Consider the following 22,931-nt stretch of genomic DNA (forward strand, 5'->3'; position numbering starts at 1 on the left):
GCTCGCGCGCGGTTTCGCCTGCGTAGCAATGGCGGCAAGGATAACTGCGGCCCCGAGTAGAGCCGATGACAGATATAAGGCAATCACTTGAAAATCTCCCTTCCAGTTTCGTCCTGTTATCAGCATACGCAGAATCGACGCGCAGACAAATACCCATGCACACGCTCTTTGAGTGAGCGGCGGCATGCTGAAAAAAGCGCGAGGGAGACCGGGGGAAACGAGGTAACGGGGAAACAGTCTAATCGGGGATTCGCGGACTGACGCACGTCAGTCCGCTTTTTTCTGGCCCGGCGATGCAGCGGGTTATCGCATACCCCGCACCCGTGGCATTGCCTCAGCCACGTCCTCTATTTCACGGGCCAGTATCGCGGCCACCGGTGGCCACGTTGACGCCGCTCGCGTCACAGGAGCTACGGCCAAAACCCGCGTAAGCCGCCGACCAGTTGCCGGCAATCGTCGCCTGTGCGTCGCTCAGGCTCATCTTTCCCGCGCAGACGCAGTGTTTCAGATGCACGACAAAGCGCGACTTGCGGCGCTCGCCGCTCGCGCCCGCCCACGGCAGCAGATCGAGATTGGCCGGCGCGTCGGGCGAGCCGCCCAGCAAAACCGGCACGCGCCGGTCGACCGCATAATCGGTGCCATCTTCCGGATCAATGCCGTGCTGAGCCAGCAAGCGCTCCTTGTGCGCCATCATCACGTCGAAGGGCGGCGACACGGCGTCGGCATAGTCGGGACGGCAGATCGTCTCGGCAATCGACTGCTGGGTCACGCGCTCGTCGAGCATCGCCGCATCCTGCGCGGCCGCCTGGCCGGCCCGCAGTCCGGCAACCGCCCCCAGCATGACCACCATGCCGATCCGCACCACGCGCACCACCTGCACTGCCCGCACTGCCCGTGCGGCTGGTACGGTGCCGAGGCGATAAGCGCCATTCGACGCGCAACCGGTACTCGATTTTCCGCTGCGCAGCGGTGCGCCACGCTTGCCTGCCTTTGCTGGATTCATACTTCGGCGCGCCAGGTCCTGGCGCGCAATGGTTAAATTCGCCAGACAATTAAAACACATTCACTCTGTAAGAGGAAAATTCAGCCTGCATGGACCGGGTATTTGAGGCAGCCGGCGGGCAGACTCAGGAAGAATTGACCGATGCGCCTCGCGGCCCCGCTCGGAGCACGCGGCGAGGCGCAGGTCGCCCCGGCCGGCGGCCGGGGTTGCACCCTGCCGCAGCCGGCCTCCTGTGCCTGCCATCCGAACTAACCCGGCTAACCCCGCCACTCCGGCTAACCCCGCCGCGTCTACGCTAACTTGGCCGGCGCGCCTGCAAATCGCGAATCCGGCTCAACGCCGCCGGATTCGACACCGCCGCGTCATACATCTTCGTCAAATCCGCTTTGAGCGCAGTGCGCGAGCCGCCGTCGAGATAGACCATGTGCCCCGACGGATAGAAGCGCGCGGACAGGTTCTGGCGCACCTGCGGACTGACGAGCGGCATCTGCTGCAGGTCGATGACCGTCTGGTAGAACGGCGTGACGAAATCGTAAAAGCCGTTCGCCGAGAGCACCTTCAGGTCGACATTGAGCGCCATCACCGCGGCAAGGTCACCGGCGGTGTAGAGAATCACGTTGCCTTTCGCGTCTACGCCCTTTTGCGCGCCAGTCGGGTCGATATGGCTGAAATCCCAGTACTGGAACGCCTGGTCGTTCAGGTCGGTGAACGACGAGTTCGACGTGTACAGCAACTGCTCGTTGAGATAGACGTTCCACATGGTCGTGTAGACGCCCGTCACCGCCGTCATGGTCGGGTCGTTGCCGCCGGAATTCGGATCGATCTTCCCCGCAATGCCGGTGTCGACCGCGGTCACGCGCCCGTCATACTCCCCGAGCGCGAGCCCTTTCGACTTCAGCAAGGTAGTCAGAAACAGCGAGTTGCCGCGGCTGTCGTACGCGGCAATATCGAGGCTCCACGCGAGCAAGGTGGCTTTGTCGATGCCGGTGTATTCGCTGAGCTTTTCGACCGTGGCGTTATCCGTAGCCGGCACTTTGCGCAAGGCGGCCAGATAGTCGGTGCGCGAGAACTGGGCGACTTCTTCGGCAAACGCGCCGAGATCGGTCGGGGTGGGCGCGACGCCGAGCTTCTTGTGATACCAGGCGTCGGCCGCAGCCGTGGGTAGCGCGCCTACCGGGTTGCCGGACTGCGTGTAGTCGAGAATCGACGACTGCAGCGTGACCCCGTTCAGATCGACCCCGTCTTCGTGCAGCATGTAAGCCAGCACGCAACTGCGCGCAGTGCCGTACGACTCGCCATACAGAAACTTCGGCGAGTTCCAGCGGTTGTTCTTGGTCAGGAAGCGCTTGATGAACTGCTTGATCGAGGTGGCGTCCTGGTCGACGCCCCAGAAATCGCGGTTCTTGTTGGGCGCAATCGCCGCCGAATAACCCGTGCCGATCGGATTGATGAACACCAGATCGCTCTTGTCGAGCAGGCTGTCAGGATTGTCTTCCAGCGAATATGGCGCGGGCGGCGTAAAGCTCGGCATGGCCGTCTTGATGCGGCGCGGCGCAAACGAGCCCAGCAGCACGAAGACCGACGACGAACCCGGGCCGCCGTTATAGAAAAACGTAACCGGGCGGGTCTCTTCCGTCTGGTTGTCCTCCGTGAACGCCACGTAAAACATCTTGGCGTTGGGCTGGGAACTGCTCGAATCGACCGTCACCAGATGGCCGGCCGTCGCGGTATAGGCAATCTTGCGTCCGCCGATCACGATCGAGTGCTTCGTAATGGCGGCGTTCTCGGTCGTGTCGGTGACGGAATCATTGGGTCCATTACCGTATGCGACCGGATCGAAAAACGGCTGGTTTCCCGAGGGGTGCGCCGCCTTCGCGGCCGCCCCGGCGGGAGCAGCATGTGAATTGTGAGACGACTGCGGACTGCCAGAAGCTGACTCGGTGTTCGTCATGATCGCTCCGTCGAATTCGTTTTACGTCGTTTTTGTCATGTGGGCGCCATCGAGGCGCTGTCTCAAGCCATGCACCACTCTGCCATGCAACCTGTCACAAGCAGGCGCCGGGGTCGCCGCGCACCTGCTCGCAAGACTATAGTGCCGCCGCGATCTTCTGACCATTGGGGCTGCCAAGCCCGGTGCACGCGTCCCAACCCGGCGAGGCTTCATATCCGCCGTTGTTGCCTTGCGTGATGTCGTTAAAGGCACTCGGCGCGGTATAGAGTTTCGGGTTGATAAAGCCGACCGGCGAGCCCTTGGCGGCATTGATGCGTGCAATCAGCGCCGCCCAGAGCGGCGCCACCGCGCTCGTACCGCCCACGACAGTCTGGGAACCGTCGATCAGCACATCGTAGCCTGTGACCGGCGACGCATCGCCCGCCACGTCAGGCACGCCGCGCCCGGTGAGCGGCGTTTGCACGCCCTCGATGCTGGTGGAAAAAAGGCCTTGCTGCCAGGCCGGCACGGCAAACGCCGTGCTCACGCCGCCGCCGCTGGCGCCGCCCTGGGTGCCGTCGTTCCACACCACCTCCTGGGTAATGGTTTGCCCCGAAGCGGTGAGCCTCGTGCCGCCGCAAGCCAGCACGTAAGGACTCGAGGCCGGAAAATCCACCACGTTGGTGCTGCTCGAACCGTCGGTCGAGCCGCTGTCGCCCGAGGCCACGCAGACTGTCACGCCCATGGTCGCGGCGGACTGCAGGACGCTGTTGAAAGCCTGCTGCGACTGCGCGGTCCACGACGTCTCCGGGCCGCCCCAGCTGATCGAAATGACCGATGGCTTGTTGGTTGTATCGTGCACCGCGCGGCTCACCGCATCGATGAAACCCGTGTCGGTGTTGGTGGTGAAATACACCGCGATTTTCGCGCCCGGCGCGACTGCGCCGACCACCTCGACGTCGAGCGTGACCTCGCCGTCCGGGCCGCTCGGGTCGCCGGTGGGCTTGTTCTTGCCCTTGTCCACGCCCACGGCGACTACGGTAGGCGCGCTCACGCCAAGACCCGAAAAATAGGTATTCAGATCGGAGGCCTCATAGCCGCCGCCAAGTTCGATGATGCCGACACACTCTCCTGTGCCGTCGCCTTGCGGGTACTGATACAGCGCGGCAACCTGCAATGGCGTAAACGCGCCCGACTGTGGCGCGGTGGCCGGATGGAACGGCGGCCGGATGCGGAAATGCGGACGCGCCTGCGGACGGTTGTCCAGCCCGAGCACAGCCGTGACGATGCCCGACAGGTTGTCGGGCACGGAGATGACGCCGGTACGGCCGCGGTACTGGCCGATCGAATGATGCTCGTAGTGCTGCAGCTCGACGTTGAACGCGCTTTGAAACTGCGCGATCGTGCCACCCAGCACAACCGTGCGCGAGGCCGGATCTTCGCGCACCACAGTGAGACCGGCCTGGGCCGCGAACGCCTTGACCTTCGCGACGTCTTCTGCCGCCGCGCCGAACTCCTTGGCAAAGGCTTCGCGCGACAGCGGCTTGACACCTGGATCGCCTGCTTCGATCTTGCCAAGCAACGCATCGAACTGTGCCTGCGCCGGGCGGCGCAGGACGACGTGGACTTCGATCCGCTCTGACGGATCGCAATGCCCGATGAGTTTTGAACCTTCCGCTACCGCTCGCTCACTTCCTTGCAGGGGATGCTTGGCCATAGTTTCCATACTCCTCGGTGCACAGCCCTGAGGCTGCGCGTTGATCCCGGCGGACGCGCGCCGCGTGACGCAACAAGGGTGCGGCACAACCCGCGCGGGTGACTGGTTGCTGGACATCGTCAAGCCGTCCGACAAATCCATTCAAACACAGTTCCAACGCGCACAACAGTTGTCCAGATGGCCAGGTCAACGCATGCGTCACACAGGTCGCGCTATGATGCTCGAGCGGCAAACCTGCCGTTGCAATGGCCCGTGCGCAAACCTGCACGAGCCGAAGAATCCGAGTGAATCTGAGGAACGTTCCATGTCCATTTCGATGTATGAAGCCTCCGTGCCCGTGCTGGTGCGCGGCCTGACCTGCCTGCAAGCCATTCTCGGCAAGGCCGAAGCCCATGCTGCCGAAAAGCAGATCGACCCGTCCGTGTTCACCGGCGCCCGGCTCTTCCCGGACATGCTGCCGCTCGTGCGCCAGGTCTATATCGCCACGGACACGTCCAAGGGTTGCGCGGCGCGCCTCGCCGGCGTGGAGCCGCCGAAGTACGACGACGTCGAGGTGACGTTCGAAGAGCTGCAGGCCCGCATTCAGAAAACGATTGATTACCTGAAGGAATTCAAGCCGGAGCAGATCGACGGTTCGGAAGAGCGCGCAGTCACGCTGAAGATGCGCACCGGGCCGGTGGAGTTCACGGGCAAGAACTATCTGCTGCAGTTCGCGTTGCCGAACTTCTACTTCCACGTGACGACCGCGTACGACATCCTGCGCCATAACGGTGTCGAACTCGGCAAGCTCGACTACCTCGGCGGCCGCTGAGCGCCGAGTCGGCGTACAGCACGCGCAGCTCACGCAAAGAGCAACACTAGCCGCCGTTCGCCACGGCGGTTCTTGCCGTAGCGCTCAAACGTTCAGACTCGCGGCTGGAATGCAATGATCCCCATTCCAGCCAGCGTGAAGGCGGCACCCGCCAGATCCCAGACAGTCGGACGGACCTGCTCGACCCACCAGAGCCACAGGATCGCAACAGCGACGTATACGCCGCCATAGGCTGCATACACACGGCCGGCTGCTGCCCCGTGCAGCGTCAACAGCCAGGCAAATGCAGCAAGACTCAGCGCGCCCGGTACGAGCAGCCATGCCGAGCCGCCATCCTTCAGCCAGCGCCAAGGCAGATAGCAGCCGAGAATCTCGGCGACGGCAGTCACGATATACAGCAGAAAAGTCTTCATTGAGCAACAGGACGGGTTTTGGGTTGATTGTGCCTGATCGCGAATGGTAGCCGATGCCGAGCCGCAGCCTAGTCGAGCGACAAGCGCAGCGCGAAGCCAATCAAGGCGGCGGAGAAAGTCCAGCGCTGCACGGTCTGCGCAAGGGGATGCGAGCGCATCCAGTTCGAAATGCGCGCCGCACCGATCACATAGACGGCGTCGAAACACACACCGGTCGCGACGAGGATCACGCCGAGCTCGACCATCTGCAAGGCGACCGGCCCTGCCTCCGGACGCACGAACTGCGGCAGCAGCACCGAGCAGAACAGCAGCGCCTTCGGGTTGAGCAGGTTCGTCAAAAGCCCTTTGACGAAGGCGGTCCGCAACGGCCGCGACTCGGGCGCCACGGCGCCGCCTGCAGGCAAGGCGAAAACCGGCGAGCGGAAAATCTGCACCGCGACCCAACCCAGATACACCGCGCCGCCGTAGCGAACCACTTCGTAGAGCCACGGGGCGCTGCGCAGCAACGCGGCCACGCCGCAGGCCGACAGGGTCACATGCGTGGCGCGTGCCATTCCGAGGCCACCGGCGGTGGCAAAACCCGTGCGCACGCCCCGCCCGATGCTTGTCTGCAACAGCAGCGCCATGTCCGGTCCGGGCACAGCGTAGACGACGGCCAAGGCGGCAATGTAGACAATCAGAAGATGCGCGGAAATCATGGGAACCTCACGTTGATAAGGGCTCTATCTTGCTATCGGAACGTGAGGGATTTCTGGCGAATTACGAGGCGAATAGTAGGGTCATTAGGGGAATACGCTACTATATTGCTCTCTCATAGACTTTTCCCCTCGCGATGAACGACCTCGACAAAGTCGACCGCGCCATCCTTGCCGCGCTGCAAAAAGACGGGCGCATGTCCAACGCCCGTCTGGCCGAGACCGTTGGCCTGAGCGAAACACCCTGCGCGCGGCGCCTCAAGCGCCTCGAGAACGACGGCTATATCGACCAGTACCGCGCCATGCTGTCCCGCTCGGCCCTCGGCCTCGGCGTAGTCGCATTCGTCTATGTACGCTTTGCGGTGCACGACCGCGCGGTGGCCACCCGTTTCGAGCGCGAGGTGCAGGCCATTCCGCGCATCCTCGCGTGCCATAACGTCTCGGGAAGTGCAGACTACGTGCTGCAGGTGGTCGCCCGTGACCTGGACGACTACGGCACCTTCATGCGCGATGAGATGCGCAGCCTGCCGGGCGTGACGTCGGTGGAATCGGCGTTGTCGCTGCGCGAGGTCAAGGCCAACGGCGGCTTGCCGTTAATCTGATCCCCCTGCCCGATGCCTGCGCGAGAGGCCGGTCGTGGCATAGTGACCGGCACGGCGCAGGCCGAACGAACTACGGAGTGTTACCAATGAATCACGAACAGGCGCGAGCCGAAGAATCGAGCGCCATGGAGCGCGTGCTGGTTGCCACGCAACGCGTGCAGGCGGCGTTCAAGTCGCTGCAAGCGCAATTTCCACCTGCCGGCGAAGGCCGGCCCTCGCAGTTCGCGCTACAGACCTTCGATGCAGCGCTGCAGGAGCTTGAAGACGCGCAAGCGGCGTTCGACGAATTGCTCGGCGATTTGCTTGACGGGAACCGTTGAGTGGCATACCGGTCCGGCGCCTTGCGTGGCGGGGGTGGGCTCGCAGGTACACCTGGGCGCGCGGCGCTTCGCCCGTCTTTCGAGGGCGGATCGGCGCGGAATGGGGGACACCGGCGGGCTTGACCGTTAGTTGCGTTTTAACGGCTTGATCTTCGCCTCCCAAAACCATTCCCCCTCCCCTTCAAGCGCATCAAAAAATGCTCATGACGCAAAGACGCCGGTTTCGTCGTTTAAACAGTCATAAGCATCCATTCAGAAATCGATATCACGATTTGTCGTTTCCGCCATAACAGACCGGCCACTAACATTTCCAGTCGATCCGGCCCGGCCGCCGGGGCATTCACAAAGGAACACCATGGTCGCTCATCACGGCGGAGCGCAGCAGATTGTCATCGTCGGTGGCGGCCTTTCCGGTACGGCGCTTGCCATCAAGCTGCTGCATGAAGCGCGGCAAGCACTGGCGATCCGCCTGGTCGAGCCATCTGCGCAACCGGGCCGGGGTCTCGCCTATTCGACCGAGGAACCGGGTCATCTGGTCAACGGCCCCGCGCTCATCTTCAGCCTGTACCCGGACAAGCCAGAGCATTTTGTCGACTGGCTCGCGGCCCAGCCCGAGTTTGCCGGTCAGCCCCGCGAAGCGGTCGCCCAGGCCTTCGCGCCGCGCTGGCGCTTTGGCGACTACGTGAACGAGGAATTGCAGCGCGCCCGTGAGCAAGCCCTCCCAGGCGTCACCTTCGAACACGTCCGGGCACGCGTCGACGATATTGATGTCACCGGTAGCGGCATCACGCTCGCGCTCGATGCCGGCCGCGTACTGCTCGCCGATCGCGTGGTGCTCGCGCTCGGCGTGTTCCAGTCGCGCCCGCGCTTTGACGCGAGCGGCGCGCTGACGCAAGCGGGACGCTATGTGGCTGACGTGTGGGACCGTCGACGGCTCGCGGCGCTTGCCGATGCAGAGGACATTGTGCTGATCGGCGCGAGCCTGACGATGATCGACGCCGTCGTATCGCTCGACAAGCTCGGCTATAGCGGCACCTACCGGGTGCTGGCGCGACACGGCCTGACGCCGGTCGAGCGGCGCAATCCCGCGCCGGCCGCCGCCCCTTTCGGCGACGCGGGGCCGCCGCGCAGCTTGCGGCAAGTCGTCCGTGAGCTGCGCGACAGGGCACGTGCCATCGTCGCGCATGGCGGTGACTGGCAAGCGCTGCCCGGCGCGCTGAGAGCCTACACGGCCGAGTGGTGGCACAGCGCCGCGTTGACAGACCGGCGACGCTTTTTCCGCCACGTGCGGCCGCATTGGGACGTGTTCCTGCATCGCGCGCCGCCGGTCAGTGCGGCGCTGGTCGCCGCGTTGCGCGCAAGCGGCCGGTTGAGCATCGAAGCGGCCACCGTCAACGACCTGGCCGAGGCGCCTGCGGGACGCGTGAGCGTGCGCTACCGGCTGCGCGGCGGCGATGAAGAGCGCACAGTCCTGACCCAAGGGGTAGTCAACTGCACCGGGCCCGACTATCGCTGGCATGCCGGCAGTGAACAGTGTCTGGTGCGCAATCTGTTTGCGCGCGGCCTCGTACAGACCGGACCAGTCGGGCTGGGCATCAAGGTCGACGCGTCGCTGGCCGCCGTTGCCGCCGACGGGACTGTTTCGCCACACCTGTCGGTGCTCGGCGCCGCGTTGCGCGGCACGATCATCGAACCCGGCACGGTCGTCGAGATTGCCAACCAGACCAGTAAGCTCAGTACGCGTCTGCTGGCGGCATTGAGCAGCCCCTCGAGCACCACACTACGCAAGGCGCAGGCACCGGGCGCGGCGCCTGTTACCGCAACCGCAGCGGCCGAGCAGCGCCCTCAAGCCACGCCGCAAGCGCAGGTCGCAACCTCCGCCCAATGAAAAAGGCCCCCGCGCAACGGACCAACGGTCCATGCACGAGGGCCCTTCTCATCCGGCCTTTGCAGTCGGGATCTTGCGCGTGAGCGCTCCCTAGCGCCGCGCCGACAACCGCCGCACCACCGAGACCAGCGCATCGACCTCATCGCAGGTGTTGTAGAACGCCAGCGACGGCCGCACGGTCGCCTCGACGCCGAAGCGCCTCAGGATAGGCTGGGCGCAGTGATGCCCCGAGCGCACCGCGATGCCCTCTTCGTTGAGCGCCTGCCCGACCTCTTCCGTCTCATAGCCTTTGAGCACGAACGACAACACGCTCGCCTTATCCTTCGCAGTGCCAATCAGACGCACACCCGGCACCGGCTGCAGCACGCTCGTCGCATAAGCCAGCAGATCATGCTCGTAGCGAGCAATGTTCTCGATGCCCACGCGGTTCACGTAGTCGATTGCCGCACCCAGCCCCACGGCGTCGGCAATGTTGCCCGTGCCGGCTTCGAAGCGGTTCGGCGGCGGCTGAAACACGGTGCGCTCGAAGGTCACGTCGGCGATCATGTTGCCGCCACCCTGCCACGGCGGCATGTCGTCGAGAATCGCGCGCTTGCCGTACACCACGCCGATGCCGGTCGGCCCGAACACCTTGTGTCCCGAGAACACAAAGAAGTCCGCGTCGATCGCCTGAACATCCACACGCATATGCGACACCGACTGCGCGCCGTCGACCAGCGCCTTCGCACCGGCACGATGCGCCATCTCGACGATCTCCTTGACCGGCACCACCGTGCCGAGCGCATTCGAGACCTGCGTCACGGAAACGATCTTCGTGCGCTCGTTCAGCAGCTTGCGGTATTCGTCGAGCAGCACCTGGCCGGAATCGTCGACCGGAATCACACGCAGCTTCGCGCCGGTCTGTGCGGCAAGCTGCTGCCACGGCACGATATTCGCGTGATGTTCGAGGTTCGAGACGATGATTTCGTCGCCCTCGCCCACGTTCTGCACACCCCAGGACTTCGCGATCAGGTTGATCGCCTCGGTCGTGCCGCGCACAAAGATGATTTCATCGGGCGAGGCCGCGCCGATAAAACGCTGCACCTTGCTGCGCGCCGCCTCGTAGGCATCCGTCGCACGACCCGCCAACGCATGGGCGGCACGATGGATGTTCGAGTTCTCGTGGGCGTAGAAATACGCGAGACGGTCGATCACGGCCTGCGGCTTGTGCGTCGTCGCCGCGTTGTCGAACCACACCAGTTGGCGGCCATTCACGCGTTCCGAGAGAATCGGAAAGTCACGCCGGATGGCATTGACGTCAAACGGCGGACGAGCCGAGGCAGCCGCGTTCGGCACGCCGTGCGGGGCGCTCGCCTGATCACCGGGGCGCCGCGGCTCTTCGACGAAATAGCGTGAAGCGCCGCCCTGCTGCGAACCCGTATCGTAAGGAAAACGCTGCACCGCGAGCAGCGAGCGCAAATCCTCTTCGCCAGGCAGACCGAACGATTGCGCCGTGACCGCATCGCTTGACGGCACGACGATATCCTGGCCACCGGAGCCGCCGCTGCGCCGCGTATCGGCCTGTTCGTCAAGGAAGTAGTACGGCGACACCGCAGCCGGTGCGCTCGAAGAAGAAACTCCACCCGCCGACGGCCGTTGCGCGCCATGCCCTTCAGGCACACCCAACGCCGCACCGCCGAAGCGCGGCTCGAGCGCCGGAGCAATCGTCACCGCGCTATCCGGCAAGCCGTTTTGCGCAGCGGCATGCGGCACCAGCGCGGGCGCCCGGTTGCCGAGCGACAGCACGTGCGTGGGTGCAGACGGCAGCAGGTTGGCGCCGGCCGCCTTGCCCTGCGGCACCGCCGCGCCCGGCACGCCGGTGCCGAAGCCGCCCGGACCCGCGAGCGGCGAGCCGGCCGGCGCCGGATTGCTCGCGGTGGACAGCACCGGCGCCGCCACCGGCAGTGCGGAAGCAAACGAGGCGGACGACGCAGACGGCGGGGACGACGCCGCATCGTTCAGCGAGTTCGCGGGCCAGCCGGCGGACACCCCGCCACCCGGCAGCGCGGCGAAAAATTCGCCGGCCAGACGAGCGAGCGTCGCCGGATCGGGCAAGCCGGCCGGCAGCGTCTGCGGGACGTCGTGCGGCGCCCCTGCACCCGCCGGATTATTTGTAGGTGTCTGGATAGTCATGGTACTTACCGATCTCCACGTCATCGAGAACCGCCAGTGCGTCCGGCGAATGCACCGCCAGCGAGCAGTACAGGGAAATCAGGTAGGACGCGATCGCATGGCTGTTGATGCCCATGAAGCGCACCGACAGCCCCGGTCCCTGTTCGCCGGCAACACCCGGCTGGAACAGGCCGACCACGCCCTGGCGCTTGTCGCCGACGCGCAGCAACAGGATCTTGGTCTTGCCATCGGCAACCGGCACCTTGTCGGACGGCACCAGCGGGATCCCGCGCCATGTCAGGAACTGCGAGCCGAACAGGCTGACGGTGGGCGGCGGCACGCCGCGGCGCGTGCACTCGCGGCCAAAGGCGGCAATTGCGAGCGGATGGGTCAGGAAGAAAGCCGGCTCTTTCCACACCTTGGTCAGCAGTTCGTCCAGATCGTCGGGCGTCGGCGCGCCCGTCAGCGGGAACACGCGCTGCTCTTCGGCGACATTGGCGAGCAGGCCGTAATCCGGATTGTTGATCAGCTGGCTTTCCTGCAATTCCTTGATCGTTTCGATCGTCAGGCGCAGTTGTTCCTTGATCTGGTCGTGCGGGCTGCTGTACAGATCCGAAATACGCGTATGCACGTCGAGCACCGTGCTCACCGCATTCAGGAAGTATTCACGCGGCTGTTCTTCATACGGCACGAAGGTGCGCGGCAGCACCGTCTCGTCTTCGCGCTGCGTGCAGGCCACCCGCACGGCGTCCGGGTTCTTGACCTGATTCAGGCGGTAGATACCCGCTTCAACCGGCACCCATTGCAGCAGATGCGTCAACCAGCGCGGCGTGATGGTCGCAAGTTGGGGAACGGTCTTGGTGGCATTGGCTAGTTGCCGTGCAGCATTATCGCTAAGCGCCGAATGGCCGCTCGCTGTGGTCGACATGTGTGGCTCCGGGGTTGATAGAAGAAAAACAGAAAAGCTTATGACGAAACGTCATTATCAAGACGGGGCCTGATGGGGTTCAACATGCTATAGACGGCACTTGCCCCCTATGGGGTAGTCGACAGGGTGGGACGCGCCGCTGGATCATCCGGCGCGGCTGTTGCAGCAGCTGAATCCGCGGCTGCATTGCCGGCAAACGACGGGCGCAGCAGGCTGGCGATCGGCACGCCGAAGGCGGCGGCGAGCTTGTCGACCGTGACAATCGACGCAATTGCGCTGCCGCGCTCGATCTCTCCGACATAGGAGCGGTTCAGGCCGGCATGCTCGGCGAGCTGCTCCTGCGACCAGGCGCGCGCCTCACGCAGCTCGCGCACCGCGGCGCCGAAGCTTTTGACGAGCGTGCTCATGGCGCCGCGCTCTCTAGCGGGGTGGGCGCTTCGGCCGGCGGCGATGACTCCAGCGCCTGCCCCCCAGACTGCGCCGGGTTGCCCGGCGCCGGCTGCTTCGCTTCGTTACGCGAGATGGCCTGGGTGACATGGCTGCCCGGTGCGACGTCCTCGGTGAGCCACACATTGCCGCCGATCACCGAGCCGCGCCCAAGCGTGACGCGGCCTAGAATCGTCGCGCCCGCATAGATCACCACGTCGTCCTCGACGATCGGATGACGGGCGAGCCCTTTCTCCAGGTGTCCCGCCGCGTCGCGCGGAAAGCGCTTGGCGCCGAGCGTCACCGCCTGATAGACGCGCACGCGCTGGCCGATCACGGCCGTTTCGCCGATCACCACACCGGTGCCGTGATCGATAAAGAATCCGGCGCCGATCTGCGCGCCGGGATGAATGTCAATGCCGGTTTCCGCGTGGGCCTGCTCGGAGACGATCCTCGCCAGCAAAGGGAGCCCCAACCGGTATAGCTCGTGTGCAAGGCGGTGATGAATCATCGCCAGAATGCCGGGGTAGCACAGCACCACTTCGTCGACGCTGCCCGCCGCCGGATCGCCGTGGAAGGCCGCCAGCACGTCGCTGTCCAGCAGGCTGCGGATCTCCGGCAGGCGCGCGGCGAACTGGCGCACCGCGGCGCTCGCCTGCGCCTCGATAAACTCGTCGGCGCGCGCATGATGGCGCGACTTGTAGTTCAACTCGAGGCGAGCCTGAGCCAGTAGCGCATGGAGCGCCGCATCCAGCGCATTCGCCACGTAGAAGTTCTCGCTTTCCTGGCGCAGGTCGGGCGGCCCAAGACGCATCGGAAACAGCACACCCTTGAGGGTGTCGATCACACTGGCAAGCGCCTCGCGCGCCGGCAGGTCGCGCCCGCCCGGTTCGAGCGAGCGCTTTTGCTCATCTCGCCAGCGCTGGCGCACGGCTTGAAGCGAGCGGACGATATCGTCAATGTCAAATACGGCCAAAGTCAGTACTCCCCGTCCTGAGGTTGAAACCGCTTAATCCTGCACCCACGGCAAGCCATGGAAACGCCAGCCGTTATTCCGGCCGCGCTGCTGCTGCGCGTCCAGGTCGCCTTCGAATCCTTCCTGGACGTTGAAGACCTGGGTCAGGCCGGCCTTGGTCGCCGCTTCCGCGGCGAGCGCCGAGCGGTTGCCACTGCGGCACAGCAGCAGCACCACCGCGTCCTTGCCCGTCTTCGCCTCCAGCTCGCGCGCAAAGCGCGGATTGCGGTTCAGGCTGGTGCCGGTCGCCCATGCGACATGCAGGGTGTCCGGCACGTAACCGACGAACTTGCGCTCCTCTGCGGAACGCACATCGACCAGCAGCGCCTCGCCGGCCGAAAACAATGCCCACGCGTCCTGCGGAGAAACGCGGCCCGCATAGGGCAAGCCCGCGGCGACGGCGGCTTCGCGCGCCGCTACCAGCGCCGCGTGAGTGGTTTGTTCTGCCAATTCAACTGTCATGATGTCTCCGTGCTCATCTGTCGTACCCGTGCGGTTTCGTACCGGACGGCGATGCTGGCCAGGTGCTGCGCAAAACCATGAGCGTCACCGTCTATAGCCATCAAAACGAACTATGCAAGTCCGCCCTCCAAAGCAAAACCAATAAATTCTTATTTCTAAATAAGCGCCAGCATGGGTGCTCGAGCGACAAGGCAGGAGCGACGCCGCTGCGCCCGCTGTCCGTAAAACGGAAGATCGATAGCACAATTTCTTCGTTTGACCGGTTCGGCCGGGTCACTACACTCGGCTTCCATCTTGTCATTACAAGTTGACCATGCCGAAAACGAACCTCGTGCCGCTCTCGCCGCAACCGCTTTACGCGCAGATCAAGGATGCGTTGCGCTCGCGCATTCTTGACGGCACCTATGCGCCGCACAGCCAGATGCCGTCGGAACACGAGCTGTGCGCGATGTTCGAGGTCAGCCGTATTACGGTCCGTCAGGCGCTTGGCGATCTGCAAAAGGAGGGGCTGCTGTTCAAGCTGCATGGAAAAGGCACCTTCGTCTCCAAGCCCAAGGCGTTCCAGAACGTGACGTCGCTGCAGGGTTTCGCGGAGGCGATGGAGTCGATGGGCTACGAAATCGTCAACCAGCTACGCAGCTTGCGTAGCGTCAAGGCGGACCGCCACGTTGCGGCGAAGCTCAAGCTGCCCGAGGGCGCGCCGGTGACCGAAATCCATCGCGTCCGCCTGCTCAATCGCGAGCCGGTTTCGCTCGAACTCACGTGGGTACCGGAAGCGTTCGGCAAGCGCCTCGCCAATGCCGATCTCGTCACACGCGACATCTTTCTGATTCTGGAGAACGACTGCGGTGTGCCGCTCGGCCATGCCGACATCGCCATCGACGCGATCCTCGCAGACGACGAAATAGTCGATGCGCTGCGCGTCGAGGAAGGCAGTCCGGTGCTGCGCATCGAGCGCCTCACGCACGATGCTGCCGGCACGCCCATCGACTACGAATACCTTTACTTCCGCGGCGACGCATTCCAATACCGGATGCGCACCGATCGCGAGAAAGCGCGCCGCAACGCGAGGAAAACGCAATGAATACGCATGTACTGGAATACGACATCGTCGTGGTGGGCGGCGGCACGGCCGGGCCGATGGCCGCGATCAAGGCCAGGGAACGCAATCCGGACCTGAAGGTGCTGTTGCTCGAAAAGGCCAACGTCAAGCGCAGCGGCGCCATCTCCATGGGCATGGACGGCCTGAACAATGCGGTCATTCCGGGTCATGCGACGCCGGAACAGTACACCCGGGAAATCACGGTCGCAAACGACGGCATCGTCGATCAGGAAGCCGTCTACGCCTACGCCAAACACAGCTTCACGACCATCGAACAGCTCGACCGCTGGGGCGTGAAGTTCGAGAAGGACGGCACCGGCGACTACGCGGTCAAGAAGGTCCACCACATGGGCTCGTACGTGCTGCCGATGCCCGAAGGGCACGACATCAAGAAGGTCCTGTACCGGCAGTTGAAGCGCACGCGTATTTCGATCACCAACCGCATCGTCGCCACGCGCCTCTTGACCGATGCACAGGGACGGGTCTGCGGCGTGCTCGGCTTCGACTGCCGCACGGCGGACTTTTACGTGGTGCGCGCCAAGGCGGTAATTCTCTCGTGTGGCGCAGCAGGACGGCTGGGGCTGCCCTCCTCCGGCTATCTGATGGGCACTTACGAGAACCCGACCAATGCCGGCGACGGCTACGCGATGGCCTATCACGCGGGAGCCGCGCTCGCCAACCTCGAATGCTTCCAGATCAACCCGCTGATCAAGGACTACAACGGCCCGGCGTGCGCCTACGTCACCGGGCCGCTCGGCGGCTTTACGGCCAATGGCAAGGGCGAGCGCTTCATCGAATGCGATTACTGGAGCGGCCAGATGATGTGGGAGTTCTATCAGGAGCTGCAAAGCGGCAATGGCCCGGTGTTCCTGAAGCTCAACCATCTCGCGGAAGAGACGATCCAGACCATCGAGCAGATCCTGCACACCAACGAACGGCCGAGCCGCGGCCGGTTCCACGCCGGGCGCGGCACCGATTACCGGCAGCAGATGGTGGAAATGCACATCTCCGAGATCGGCTTTTGCAGCGGACATAGCGCATCCGGCGTCTATGTGAACGCACGCGCCGAAACCACCGTGGCAGGACTCTACGCCGCCGGCGACATGGCGGCCGTGCCGCATAACTACATGCTCGGCGCGTTCACCTACGGCTGGTTTGCCGGCCAGAACGCGGCGGAATATGTGCAGGGACGCGAGCATGCGAGCGTCGACGAACAGCAGGTTGCCGCCGAGCGCGAACGCGTCTACGCGCCGCTTGAGCGCGCTAGCGGCCACGCGCCGTCGCAGGTCGAATACAAGCTGCGGCGCATGGTGAACGACTATCTGCAACCGCCGAAGGTCACGCGCAAGATGGAGATCGGCTTGCAGCGCTTCGAGGAGATCGCCGACGACATCGAGACGATCAAGGCAGCCAACCCTCACGAGCTGATGCGTGCGGCCGAAGTGCGCGCCATCCGCGACTGTGCGGAAATGGCGGCGCGCGCCTCGCTGTTTCGCACCGAAAGCCGTTGGGGGCTGTATCACCACCGGGTCGACTATCCCGAGCGCGACGACGCGCAGTGGTTCTGCCATACGCATCTGCGCAAGGATGAGCATGGCCGCATGACCAGCGAGAAGCGCGCAGTCGAGCCTTATATCGTGCCGCTCGCCGAAGACGAGCGCAGCGCTTACCAGAACCTGCGCATCCGCGAATCCGGCGCGCTTGCCGCCGCCATCTGAGAGAGAGTAGAGACCGCCATGTCCTATACCCCACACGAAATCTTTCAGCGCAGCAGCGCCCCCGTCACGATCGACGAGGATCTATGCATTGCCGACAAGGGCTGCACCGTTTGTGTCGACGTCTGCCCGCTCGACCTGCTCGCCATCGACCTGAGCAAGGGCAAAGCCTATATGCAGTTCGACGAGTGCTGGTACTGCATGCCGTGCGAGCGCGACTGTCCAACAGGCGCGGTCAAGGTGGAGATTCCTTACCTGCTGCGCTAGCGGGCCGTGGAGTGGCAAGCCTCGCGTTGCACCATAGGTACACGCCCATCCACGACGCTTTACTCCGAAGTCCGTCACGCATAACCAACCCATGAGCATTCGAATGACCGTGCCGCCCGCCGTCACCCCTCACCCGGACGCGTTCGATCCCGAGACCGCGGCGTTGCTGGCGCGTCTTGCTGACGAAGACGCCGCAGTGCGACGCATCGCCTTGCTGGACCTCGCCGATCTCGAAGATGCCGACCTGCTGCCCTCGCTCGTCAGCGCGCTACGCGCCGACCCCGCCCCCAAAGTCAGGCTCGAAGCGGCGCGGGTGCTGGCGTCGTGGGAACGCGACGAGATCGTGGAAGCGCTGTGCGGCGCGCTCCTCGATCCCGCCGCCGAAGTCAGCGCCGCCGCCGCGCAGAGTCTGAGCGAACTCAAGGACCCGGCGTCCGCAACGGTGCTGCGCCGCTGGGTCGAGCGGCCGGAGCCGTTCGTGCGCGCGGCAACCTTGCGCGCCTTGCGTGAACTGCGCGTGGCCGTTGCCTTCGAGCCGGCGCTAGAGGCGCTTGCCGACGCCACGCCGAGCGTGCGGCTAGAGGCGGTCGCAGTGCTCGGCTGGCTCAAGGACGCACGCGCATTGCCGCCGCTGGCCGCGCTTGCAACCGGCGACGCCGAAGCCGACGTACGACGCGCAGCGGTCGGTTCACTCGGATTCGCCCCCGCCACCCACGAGGCTGCTACGGCCGCACTGCTCGACGCGTTGCGCGACGGCGCTTGGCAGGTACGCGAAGAAGCGGCCACCACGCTCGGCAAGCTGCGCGCGCCGGCCGCCCTCGCCCCGCTGCTGGCCGCGCTCGACGACGACTACTGGCAGGTGCGCCTGCGCGCCGTGCGCGCGCTTGGCCAGACCGGAGACATCAGCGCGGCCCCGGCCGTTGCCGCCCTGCTCACGCATACGATCAGCAACCTGCGCAAGGAGGCGGCACTCGCGCTTGGTGAATTGCGCGATCCCGGCACCTTGCCTGCACTGCGCGACGCGCTCGACGACCGCGATCCCGACGTGCGCAAGGCAGTGCGCATCGCCTTGCAGCAAGTGGAAAGCGCGGTCCGATGAACATCCCGCGCGAGATTGCGAGCGACGCCGCCACTCGCGTTCTGACGCTGCGCTGGCCGGACGGGCGCGAACAGCAACTTTCGCATGCGCAACTGCGGCAAGCCTGCGCGTGCGCCGAATGCCGCCGCATCAGGCTGGACGGGCTGACGGTGAGCGCCGCACCGGACATTGCGCTGACCGGTATACAGACGATGGGTTATGGCGTGCAGCTCGTCTTCAGCGACGGGCACGCCCGCGGCATCTATCCATGGCGGTATCTTGAACAGCTTGGCCTGGCGTAGACACGGGCGCCCGGGTTTATCGGGACCGGAGTAGAACACGTACGCTGCGGCGTCCGATACAGCATCGGGTTTATCATCGCAGCAGATAAGCGTATCGAATTTGCTTCGTTGCTCTCGCCCGCGTGCGCCGGTAGATTTACGCTATCGCGCCACGACCGGCGCTTCCGCTCGGACTAAACGAAGAGTTCTGTGTGACGATTGCTTCCGACTCCGCCGTTCCCGGCCAGGCCAGTTCCGGCCCCGCCGTCCCTCAATCCATCGAAATTCGCCCCTTCGACGGCCCGGTAGGCGCCGAAGTACTGGGCCTCGATCTGGGCCAGCCGCTTGCCGCAGAGGACTTCACGCGCATTCACCGCGCGCACCTCGATCACCACGTGCTGGTGTTTCGCGACCAGCGCATCACCCCGGAGCAGCAGATCGCCTTTAGCCGCCGTTTCGGGCCGCTGCAGATTCATGTGCTGCACCAGTTTCAGCTCACGGGTCATCCCGAAGTGCTGATCGTGTCGAACATCCTTGAGAACGGCAAGCCGATTGGCCTCGGTGACGCGGGCCATTTCTGGCATTCGGATCTCTCGTACAAGGAAAAGCCGAGCCTCGGCTCGCTGCTGCATTCTCAAGAGTTACCGGCTGAAGGCGGCGACACGCTGTTTGCCAACATGCACCTCGCCTGGGACACGTTGCCGGCGCATCTGCGCAGTGCCGTCGAAGGGCGCGCCGCGGAACATACCTATCTCGCGAAGTACGCGGAACTGCAAAAGCGCAGTCCGTGGCGACCGAATCTCTCGGCCGAGCAGATTGCCCAGGTGAAGCCGGTCGTGCATCCGATCGTACGCACGCATCCCGAGACGGGCCGAAAGGCGCTCTTTGTGAGCGAGCATTTCACCACCCGTGTGATCGGGCTGCCCGAGGACGAGAGCAAGCAACTGCTCGAAGAAATTTTCGCGCACAGCGTGCGCCCCGAGCATCTCTACCGGCACGTGTGGGCGGAGCACGACATGGTGTTCTGGGACAACCGCTCGCTGATGCATCTCGCAGCCGGCACGCCAGATCATCTGCGCCGCAAGCTGTATCGCACCACCATCGAAGGTGACGTGCCGTTCTGAAGGCAGGCTCGCCTGCCGGCACTCACCCACCCATACGCTGACCGGAGTACCGATGCTGTCCACTTTTCGCCCGACGGGCGTTTCGTCCTCTTTCGCCCGCAGGATGACGGCGACGCTGCTCGCTGCCTCGATCGTCGCGGCAGGCGTTGCCGCACCTGCGGCGGCCCATGCCGAAGGACAGATCCGTATTGCCGAACAGTTCGGCGTGGTCTATCTGTTGCTCAACGTCGCTCGCGACCAGCAGTTCATCGAGAAGGAAGGCCGCAAGCAAGGACTCGACATCAAGGTGGACTGGGTCCGCCTGTCGGGCGGTGCAGCCGTCAACGACGCGCTCCTTTCCGGTGCGGTGGATATCGCGGGCGCCGGTGTCGGCCCTCTGCTGACGATCTGGGATCGCACCCATGGCAGGCAGAACGTCAAGGGCGTCGCTTCGCTCGGCAACCTGCCCTACTACCTGGTGTCGAACAATCCCAACGTCAAGACGATTGCCGATTTCACCGACAAGGACCGCATCGCCGTGCCGGCGGTCAACGTTTCGGTGCAATCGCGCGTGTTGCAGTTCGCCGCGGCAAAACAGTGGGGCGACAAGAATTACAACCGCCTCGACAAGTACACCCAGGCAATTCCGCATCCCGATGCAGCCGCCGCGATTATCGCCGGGGGCACTGAGATCACCGGGCACTTTGGCAATCCGCCGTTTCAGGAGCAGGAACTCGCGGGCAATCCCAAGGCCCACATCGTGCTGAATTCCTACGACGTGCTGGGTGGACCGAGTTCGGCCACGGTTCTCTACACGACCGAAAAATTCCGCGATGACAACCCGAAGACCTATCGCGCCTTTGTCGATGGTCTTGCGGATGCGGCGCGCTTCGTCACCGCCAACCCGGATGCCGCCGCTGACATTTATATCAAGGTGAACCAGTCGAAGATCGACCGGAACCTGTTGTTGAAGGTGATCAAGAATCCGGAAGTGCAGTTCAAGGTCGCGCCGCAGAATACCTTCGCACTGGCGCAGTTCATGTACCGGGTGGGCGCGATCAGGAACGAACCCAAGTCGTGGAAAGACTACTTCTTCGACGACCCTGCGACGGCCGCAGGAAGCTGACAGCCGGCACGGCCGACTTATTTGGCCGACTCATTGGCCGACTCATTGATCAACTCATTTGATCAAACAAGTTGGCCAACTCACCTGGACCGAGACAATGGTAGCCAATCCCACCCTTGCGTTTCCCTCCGAGGCGGGTGGCACGAACGCCGCGGCCCCGGCGGCCACCGCGCCGATTGCAGCGAATCCGCCCACCAGCGACAAACTGCTGGTCGTGGACCGGGTGAACCTCGAATACCGCACACGCGAACGGATTGTTCGCGCGACTCACGACGTGAGTTTCGACGTCTACGGCGGCGATCGCTTCGTGCTGCTCGGCCCGTCGGGCTGCGGCAAGTCGACACTGCTCAAGGCCGTCGCGGGCTTCATCAAACCCACCTCCGGCAGCATCGCGCTTGCCGGCCAACCGGTGCACGGGCCAGGCCCTGACCGTATCGTGGTGTTCCAGGAGTTCGACCAGTTGCCGCCGTGGAAGACGGTGCTGCAAAACGTCGTGTTTCCGTTGCGCGTGGCGAAAAAGCTCTCGCGCGCCGAGGCCAACGAGCGCGCCCTGCATTACCTCGACAAGGTGGGGCTTGCAGCGTTTGCGAAGGCGTACCCGCACACCTTGTCAGGCGGCATGAAACAACGCGTGGCGATCGCCCGCGCACTTGCGATGCAGCCGCGCGTGCTGCTGATGGATGAGCCGTTTGCCGCGCTGGACGCATTGACCCGCCGCAAGATGCAGGAAGAACTGCTGCGTCTGTGGGAAGAGGTGAATTTCACCCTGCTGTTCGTGACGCACTCGATCGAGGAAGCGTTGATCGTCGGCAACCGGATTTTGCTGCTGTCTCCCCATCCCGGCCGTGTGCGTGCCGAACTCAACAGCCATCAATACACGCAGGACAGCACCGGCCGCAGCGATTTTCAGCGCAGCGCCGAACGCATCCATCACCTGCTGTTCGAACAGACGGAGTCCGCTCAATGAGCTCGCCTGGTACCTTGCTGCCTCCCGTTCGCGAAGAATACGAGCGGCCTCTTGCGCCGCTCGGCGATATCGCAGTCGAAGCGCCGCTGCCGGCCGGCAAACGGATTTTCGCGCATGCCTGGCTGCGCAAGACGCTGATCGCGCTCGTGCTGGTGATCGTGTGGGAAATCGCGGCTCGCGCGGTCAACAACGATCTGCTGCTGCCGACTTTCAGCGCCACGCTGAGCGCATTCGTGCAGGGCATCCTGTCCGGCGAATTGCTGCAGAAGACCGCCGTGTCGATGTCGGTGCTGCTGCGCGGCTATCTGCTTGGCGTCGCATTCGCGTTCGCGCTGACGTCGCTCGCGGTGTCTACCCGGACCGGCCGTGACCTGCTCACTATGCTCACCGCCATGTTCAACCCGCTGCCGTCGATTGCCTTGCTGCCGCTTGCACTGCTATGGTTCGGCCTCGGCACCGGCAGCCTGCTGTTCGTGCTGGTTCACGCCGTGTTGTGGCCGCTCGCGCTCAATACCTATTCAGGCTTTCAGGCCGTGCCGGCAACGCTGCGCATGACGGGCCGCAACTACGGGCTGACGGGCCTGCGTCACGTCGTATCGATCCTCGTGCCCGCCGCGTTGCCGTCGATTCTCGCCGGCTTGCGGGTAGGTTGGGCCTTTGCGTGGCGCACGCTGATCGCCGCCGAACTCGTGTTCGGCACCAGTTCGGGCAGCGGCGGGCTGGGCTGGTACATCTTCGAGAACCGCAATGAGCTGTATACGGATCGCGTCTTCGCGGGTCTTGCCGCGGTGATTGTCATCGGCTTGCTGATCGAGCATCTGGTGTTCGATACGCTCGAGCGAATTACCGTGCGCCGCTGGGGTATCCAGCAGTAAGAGCGGGGATGCTCTGCGGGACAGGGCGCCCCAAGTGCGCCCTGTGCGTACCCCGT

Annotated in this window: 23 protein-coding genes; 13 read left to right on the plus strand and 10 right to left on the minus strand. The window is 64.3% G+C overall.

Annotated features, from left to right (window positions below; translation table 11 throughout):
- Nucleotides 1-352: 352 nt before the first annotated feature.
- The 3 genes from FFS45_RS14590 to FFS45_RS14600 all read right to left on the minus strand — a co-directional run bounded on the left by FFS45_RS14590 (nt 353) and on the right by FFS45_RS14600 (nt 4,650).
- On the minus strand, nt 353-1,003 hold the full coding sequence (locus FFS45_RS14590) for a hypothetical protein (RefSeq protein ID WP_137955362.1): 651 nt from the start codon (nt 1,001-1,003) through the stop codon (nt 353-355).
- Between the two features lie 295 nt (nt 1,004-1,298).
- On the minus strand, nt 1,299-2,954 hold the full coding sequence (locus tag FFS45_RS14595) for a peptidase S1 (protein WP_137955363.1): 1,656 nt from the start codon (nt 2,952-2,954) through the stop codon (nt 1,299-1,301).
- Nucleotides 2,955-3,090: 136 nt separating this feature from the next.
- Nucleotides 3,091-4,650 (minus strand): S53 family peptidase, encoded by a 1,560-nt coding sequence (locus tag FFS45_RS14600; RefSeq protein WP_137955364.1) that lies wholly within the window; start codon nt 4,648-4,650, stop codon nt 3,091-3,093.
- Nucleotides 4,651-4,954: 304 nt separating this feature from the next.
- Between FFS45_RS14600 and FFS45_RS14605 the strand changes: the two genes are divergently transcribed.
- On the plus strand, nt 4,955-5,461 hold the full coding sequence (locus tag FFS45_RS14605) for a DUF1993 domain-containing protein (protein ID WP_137955365.1): 507 nt from the start codon (nt 4,955-4,957) through the stop codon (nt 5,459-5,461).
- A 92-nt stretch (nt 5,462-5,553) separates the two neighbouring features.
- Here FFS45_RS14605 and FFS45_RS14610 read toward each other — a convergent pair whose 3' ends face one another.
- Both FFS45_RS14610 and FFS45_RS14615 read right to left on the minus strand, forming a co-directional pair.
- On the minus strand, nt 5,554-5,874 hold the full coding sequence (locus FFS45_RS14610) for a YnfA family protein (RefSeq protein ID WP_137955366.1): 321 nt from the start codon (nt 5,872-5,874) through the stop codon (nt 5,554-5,556).
- A 68-nt stretch (nt 5,875-5,942) separates the two neighbouring features.
- Complete coding sequence (locus tag FFS45_RS14615) at nt 5,943-6,572, minus strand: LysE family translocator (protein ID WP_137955367.1); 630 nt, start codon at nt 6,570-6,572, stop codon at nt 5,943-5,945.
- A gap of 134 nt (nt 6,573-6,706) precedes the next feature.
- Here FFS45_RS14615 and FFS45_RS14620 point away from each other — a divergent pair, with 134 nt between their 5' ends.
- The 3 genes from FFS45_RS14620 to FFS45_RS14630 all read left to right on the plus strand — a co-directional run bounded on the left by FFS45_RS14620 (nt 6,707) and on the right by FFS45_RS14630 (nt 9,379).
- Entirely contained in the window at nt 6,707-7,171 is a 465-nt protein-coding gene (locus FFS45_RS14620) for an Lrp/AsnC family transcriptional regulator (RefSeq protein WP_137955368.1), read from the plus strand.
- A gap of 86 nt (nt 7,172-7,257) precedes the next feature.
- Nucleotides 7,258-7,491: a hypothetical protein gene (locus tag FFS45_RS14625; RefSeq protein WP_137955369.1), complete on the plus strand. Its 234-nt coding sequence runs from the start codon at nt 7,258-7,260 to the stop codon at nt 7,489-7,491.
- 355 nt (nt 7,492-7,846) lie between these two features.
- On the plus strand, nt 7,847-9,379 hold the full coding sequence (locus FFS45_RS14630; RefSeq protein WP_137955370.1) for an FAD/NAD(P)-binding protein: 1,533 nt from the start codon (nt 7,847-7,849) through the stop codon (nt 9,377-9,379).
- Nucleotides 9,380-9,469: 90 nt separating this feature from the next.
- Here FFS45_RS14630 and FFS45_RS14635 read toward each other — a convergent pair whose 3' ends face one another.
- The 5 genes from FFS45_RS14635 to FFS45_RS14655 form a co-directional block, all read right to left on the minus strand.
- Complete coding sequence (locus tag FFS45_RS14635; RefSeq protein ID WP_137955371.1) at nt 9,470-11,551, minus strand: family 2A encapsulin nanocompartment cargo protein cysteine desulfurase; 2,082 nt, start codon at nt 11,549-11,551, stop codon at nt 9,470-9,472.
- Complete coding sequence (locus FFS45_RS14640; protein ID WP_137955372.1) at nt 11,526-12,458, minus strand: family 2A encapsulin nanocompartment shell protein; 933 nt, start codon at nt 12,456-12,458, stop codon at nt 11,526-11,528. Before FFS45_RS14640 ends, FFS45_RS14635 begins: the two co-directional genes overlap by 26 nt.
- A 107-nt stretch (nt 12,459-12,565) precedes the next feature.
- A complete protein-coding gene (locus FFS45_RS14645; protein WP_137955373.1) occupies nt 12,566-12,865 on the minus strand; it encodes a helix-turn-helix transcriptional regulator in 300 nt (99 codons plus the stop codon).
- A complete protein-coding gene (gene epsC / locus FFS45_RS14650; protein ID WP_137955374.1) occupies nt 12,862-13,860 on the minus strand; it encodes a serine O-acetyltransferase EpsC in 999 nt (332 codons plus the stop codon). The genes FFS45_RS14645 and epsC overlap by 4 nt, the downstream gene beginning before the upstream one ends.
- Nucleotides 13,861-13,893: 33 nt before the next feature.
- Nucleotides 13,894-14,361: a rhodanese-like domain-containing protein gene (locus FFS45_RS14655; protein WP_137955375.1), complete on the minus strand. Its 468-nt coding sequence runs from the start codon at nt 14,359-14,361 to the stop codon at nt 13,894-13,896.
- 313 nt (nt 14,362-14,674) lie between these two features.
- On the opposite strand from FFS45_RS14655, the gene FFS45_RS14660 reads away from it, so the two are divergent.
- The 9 genes from FFS45_RS14660 (at nt 14,675) to FFS45_RS14700 (ending at nt 22,875) form a co-directional block, all read left to right on the plus strand.
- Nucleotides 14,675-15,445, plus strand: a complete 771-nt coding sequence (locus tag FFS45_RS14660) for a GntR family transcriptional regulator (RefSeq protein WP_137955376.1) — start codon at nt 14,675-14,677, stop codon at nt 15,443-15,445.
- Complete coding sequence (locus tag FFS45_RS14665; RefSeq protein WP_137955377.1) at nt 15,442-17,181, plus strand: fumarate reductase/succinate dehydrogenase flavoprotein subunit; 1,740 nt, start codon at nt 15,442-15,444, stop codon at nt 17,179-17,181. Before FFS45_RS14660 ends, FFS45_RS14665 begins: the two co-directional genes overlap by 4 nt.
- A gap of 18 nt (nt 17,182-17,199) precedes the next feature.
- Entirely contained in the window at nt 17,200-17,445 is a 246-nt protein-coding gene (locus tag FFS45_RS14670; protein ID WP_090682857.1) for a ferredoxin family protein, read from the plus strand.
- A gap of 91 nt (nt 17,446-17,536) precedes the next feature.
- The gene (locus tag FFS45_RS14675; RefSeq protein WP_249362786.1) at nt 17,537-18,544 is read left to right on the plus strand and encodes a HEAT repeat domain-containing protein; all 1,008 of its coding nucleotides are present in this window, start codon (nt 17,537-17,539) and stop codon (nt 18,542-18,544) included.
- On the plus strand, nt 18,541-18,825 hold the full coding sequence (locus FFS45_RS14680) for a gamma-butyrobetaine hydroxylase-like domain-containing protein (RefSeq protein ID WP_137955378.1): 285 nt from the start codon (nt 18,541-18,543) through the stop codon (nt 18,823-18,825). Before FFS45_RS14675 ends, FFS45_RS14680 begins: the two co-directional genes overlap by 4 nt.
- Before the next feature lie 257 nt (nt 18,826-19,082).
- Complete coding sequence (locus tag FFS45_RS14685; protein WP_137955479.1) at nt 19,083-19,928, plus strand: TauD/TfdA family dioxygenase; 846 nt, start codon at nt 19,083-19,085, stop codon at nt 19,926-19,928.
- A gap of 52 nt (nt 19,929-19,980) precedes the next feature.
- Nucleotides 19,981-21,033: an ABC transporter substrate-binding protein gene (locus FFS45_RS14690; protein WP_137955379.1), complete on the plus strand. Its 1,053-nt coding sequence runs from the start codon at nt 19,981-19,983 to the stop codon at nt 21,031-21,033.
- Between the two features lie 97 nt (nt 21,034-21,130).
- Complete coding sequence (locus FFS45_RS14695) at nt 21,131-22,000, plus strand: ABC transporter ATP-binding protein (protein WP_137955380.1); 870 nt, start codon at nt 21,131-21,133, stop codon at nt 21,998-22,000.
- Nucleotides 21,997-22,875, plus strand: coding sequence for an ABC transporter permease (locus FFS45_RS14700; RefSeq protein WP_137955381.1), 879 nt, complete (start codon nt 21,997-21,999; stop codon nt 22,873-22,875). The genes FFS45_RS14695 and FFS45_RS14700 overlap by 4 nt, the downstream gene beginning before the upstream one ends.
- Nucleotides 22,876-22,931 lie beyond the last annotated feature (56 nt).

This window comes from Burkholderia sp. 4M9327F10 (assembly GCF_005503145.1).
In the GTDB taxonomy this organism is placed as follows: Bacteria; Pseudomonadota; Gammaproteobacteria; order Burkholderiales; family Burkholderiaceae; genus Paraburkholderia.

Coding starts and splice junctions, on each gene's coding strand:
- FFS45_RS14590 (WP_137955362.1), bottom strand. CDS start 1,003: ATGAATCCAGCAAAGGCAGGCAAGCGTGGCGCACCGCTGCGCAGCGGA.
- FFS45_RS14595 (WP_137955363.1), bottom strand. CDS start 2,954: ATGACGAACACCGAGTCAGCTTCTGGCAGTCCGCAGTCGTCTCACAAT.
- FFS45_RS14600 (WP_137955364.1), bottom strand. CDS start 4,650: ATGGCCAAGCATCCCCTGCAAGGAAGTGAGCGAGCGGTAGCGGAAGGT.
- FFS45_RS14605 (WP_137955365.1), top strand. CDS start 4,955: ATGTCCATTTCGATGTATGAAGCCTCCGTGCCCGTGCTGGTGCGCGGC.
- FFS45_RS14610 (WP_137955366.1), bottom strand. CDS start 5,874: ATGAAGACTTTTCTGCTGTATATCGTGACTGCCGTCGCCGAGATTCTC.
- FFS45_RS14615 (WP_137955367.1), bottom strand. CDS start 6,572: ATGATTTCCGCGCATCTTCTGATTGTCTACATTGCCGCCTTGGCCGTC.
- FFS45_RS14620 (WP_137955368.1), top strand. CDS start 6,707: ATGAACGACCTCGACAAAGTCGACCGCGCCATCCTTGCCGCGCTGCAA.
- FFS45_RS14625 (WP_137955369.1), top strand. CDS start 7,258: ATGAATCACGAACAGGCGCGAGCCGAAGAATCGAGCGCCATGGAGCGC.
- FFS45_RS14630 (WP_137955370.1), top strand. CDS start 7,847: ATGGTCGCTCATCACGGCGGAGCGCAGCAGATTGTCATCGTCGGTGGC.
- FFS45_RS14635 (WP_137955371.1), bottom strand. CDS start 11,551: ATGACTATCCAGACACCTACAAATAATCCGGCGGGTGCAGGGGCGCCG.
- FFS45_RS14640 (WP_137955372.1), bottom strand. CDS start 12,458: ATGTCGACCACAGCGAGCGGCCATTCGGCGCTTAGCGATAATGCTGCA.
- FFS45_RS14645 (WP_137955373.1), bottom strand. CDS start 12,865: ATGAGCACGCTCGTCAAAAGCTTCGGCGCCGCGGTGCGCGAGCTGCGT.
- FFS45_RS14655 (WP_137955375.1), bottom strand. CDS start 14,361: ATGACAGTTGAATTGGCAGAACAAACCACTCACGCGGCGCTGGTAGCG.
- FFS45_RS14660 (WP_137955376.1), top strand. CDS start 14,675: ATGCCGAAAACGAACCTCGTGCCGCTCTCGCCGCAACCGCTTTACGCG.
- FFS45_RS14665 (WP_137955377.1), top strand. CDS start 15,442: ATGAATACGCATGTACTGGAATACGACATCGTCGTGGTGGGCGGCGGC.
- FFS45_RS14670 (WP_090682857.1), top strand. CDS start 17,200: ATGTCCTATACCCCACACGAAATCTTTCAGCGCAGCAGCGCCCCCGTC.
- FFS45_RS14675 (WP_249362786.1), top strand. CDS start 17,537: ATGAGCATTCGAATGACCGTGCCGCCCGCCGTCACCCCTCACCCGGAC.
- FFS45_RS14680 (WP_137955378.1), top strand. CDS start 18,541: ATGAACATCCCGCGCGAGATTGCGAGCGACGCCGCCACTCGCGTTCTG.
- FFS45_RS14690 (WP_137955379.1), top strand. CDS start 19,981: ATGCTGTCCACTTTTCGCCCGACGGGCGTTTCGTCCTCTTTCGCCCGC.
- FFS45_RS14695 (WP_137955380.1), top strand. CDS start 21,131: ATGGTAGCCAATCCCACCCTTGCGTTTCCCTCCGAGGCGGGTGGCACG.
- FFS45_RS14700 (WP_137955381.1), top strand. CDS start 21,997: ATGAGCTCGCCTGGTACCTTGCTGCCTCCCGTTCGCGAAGAATACGAG.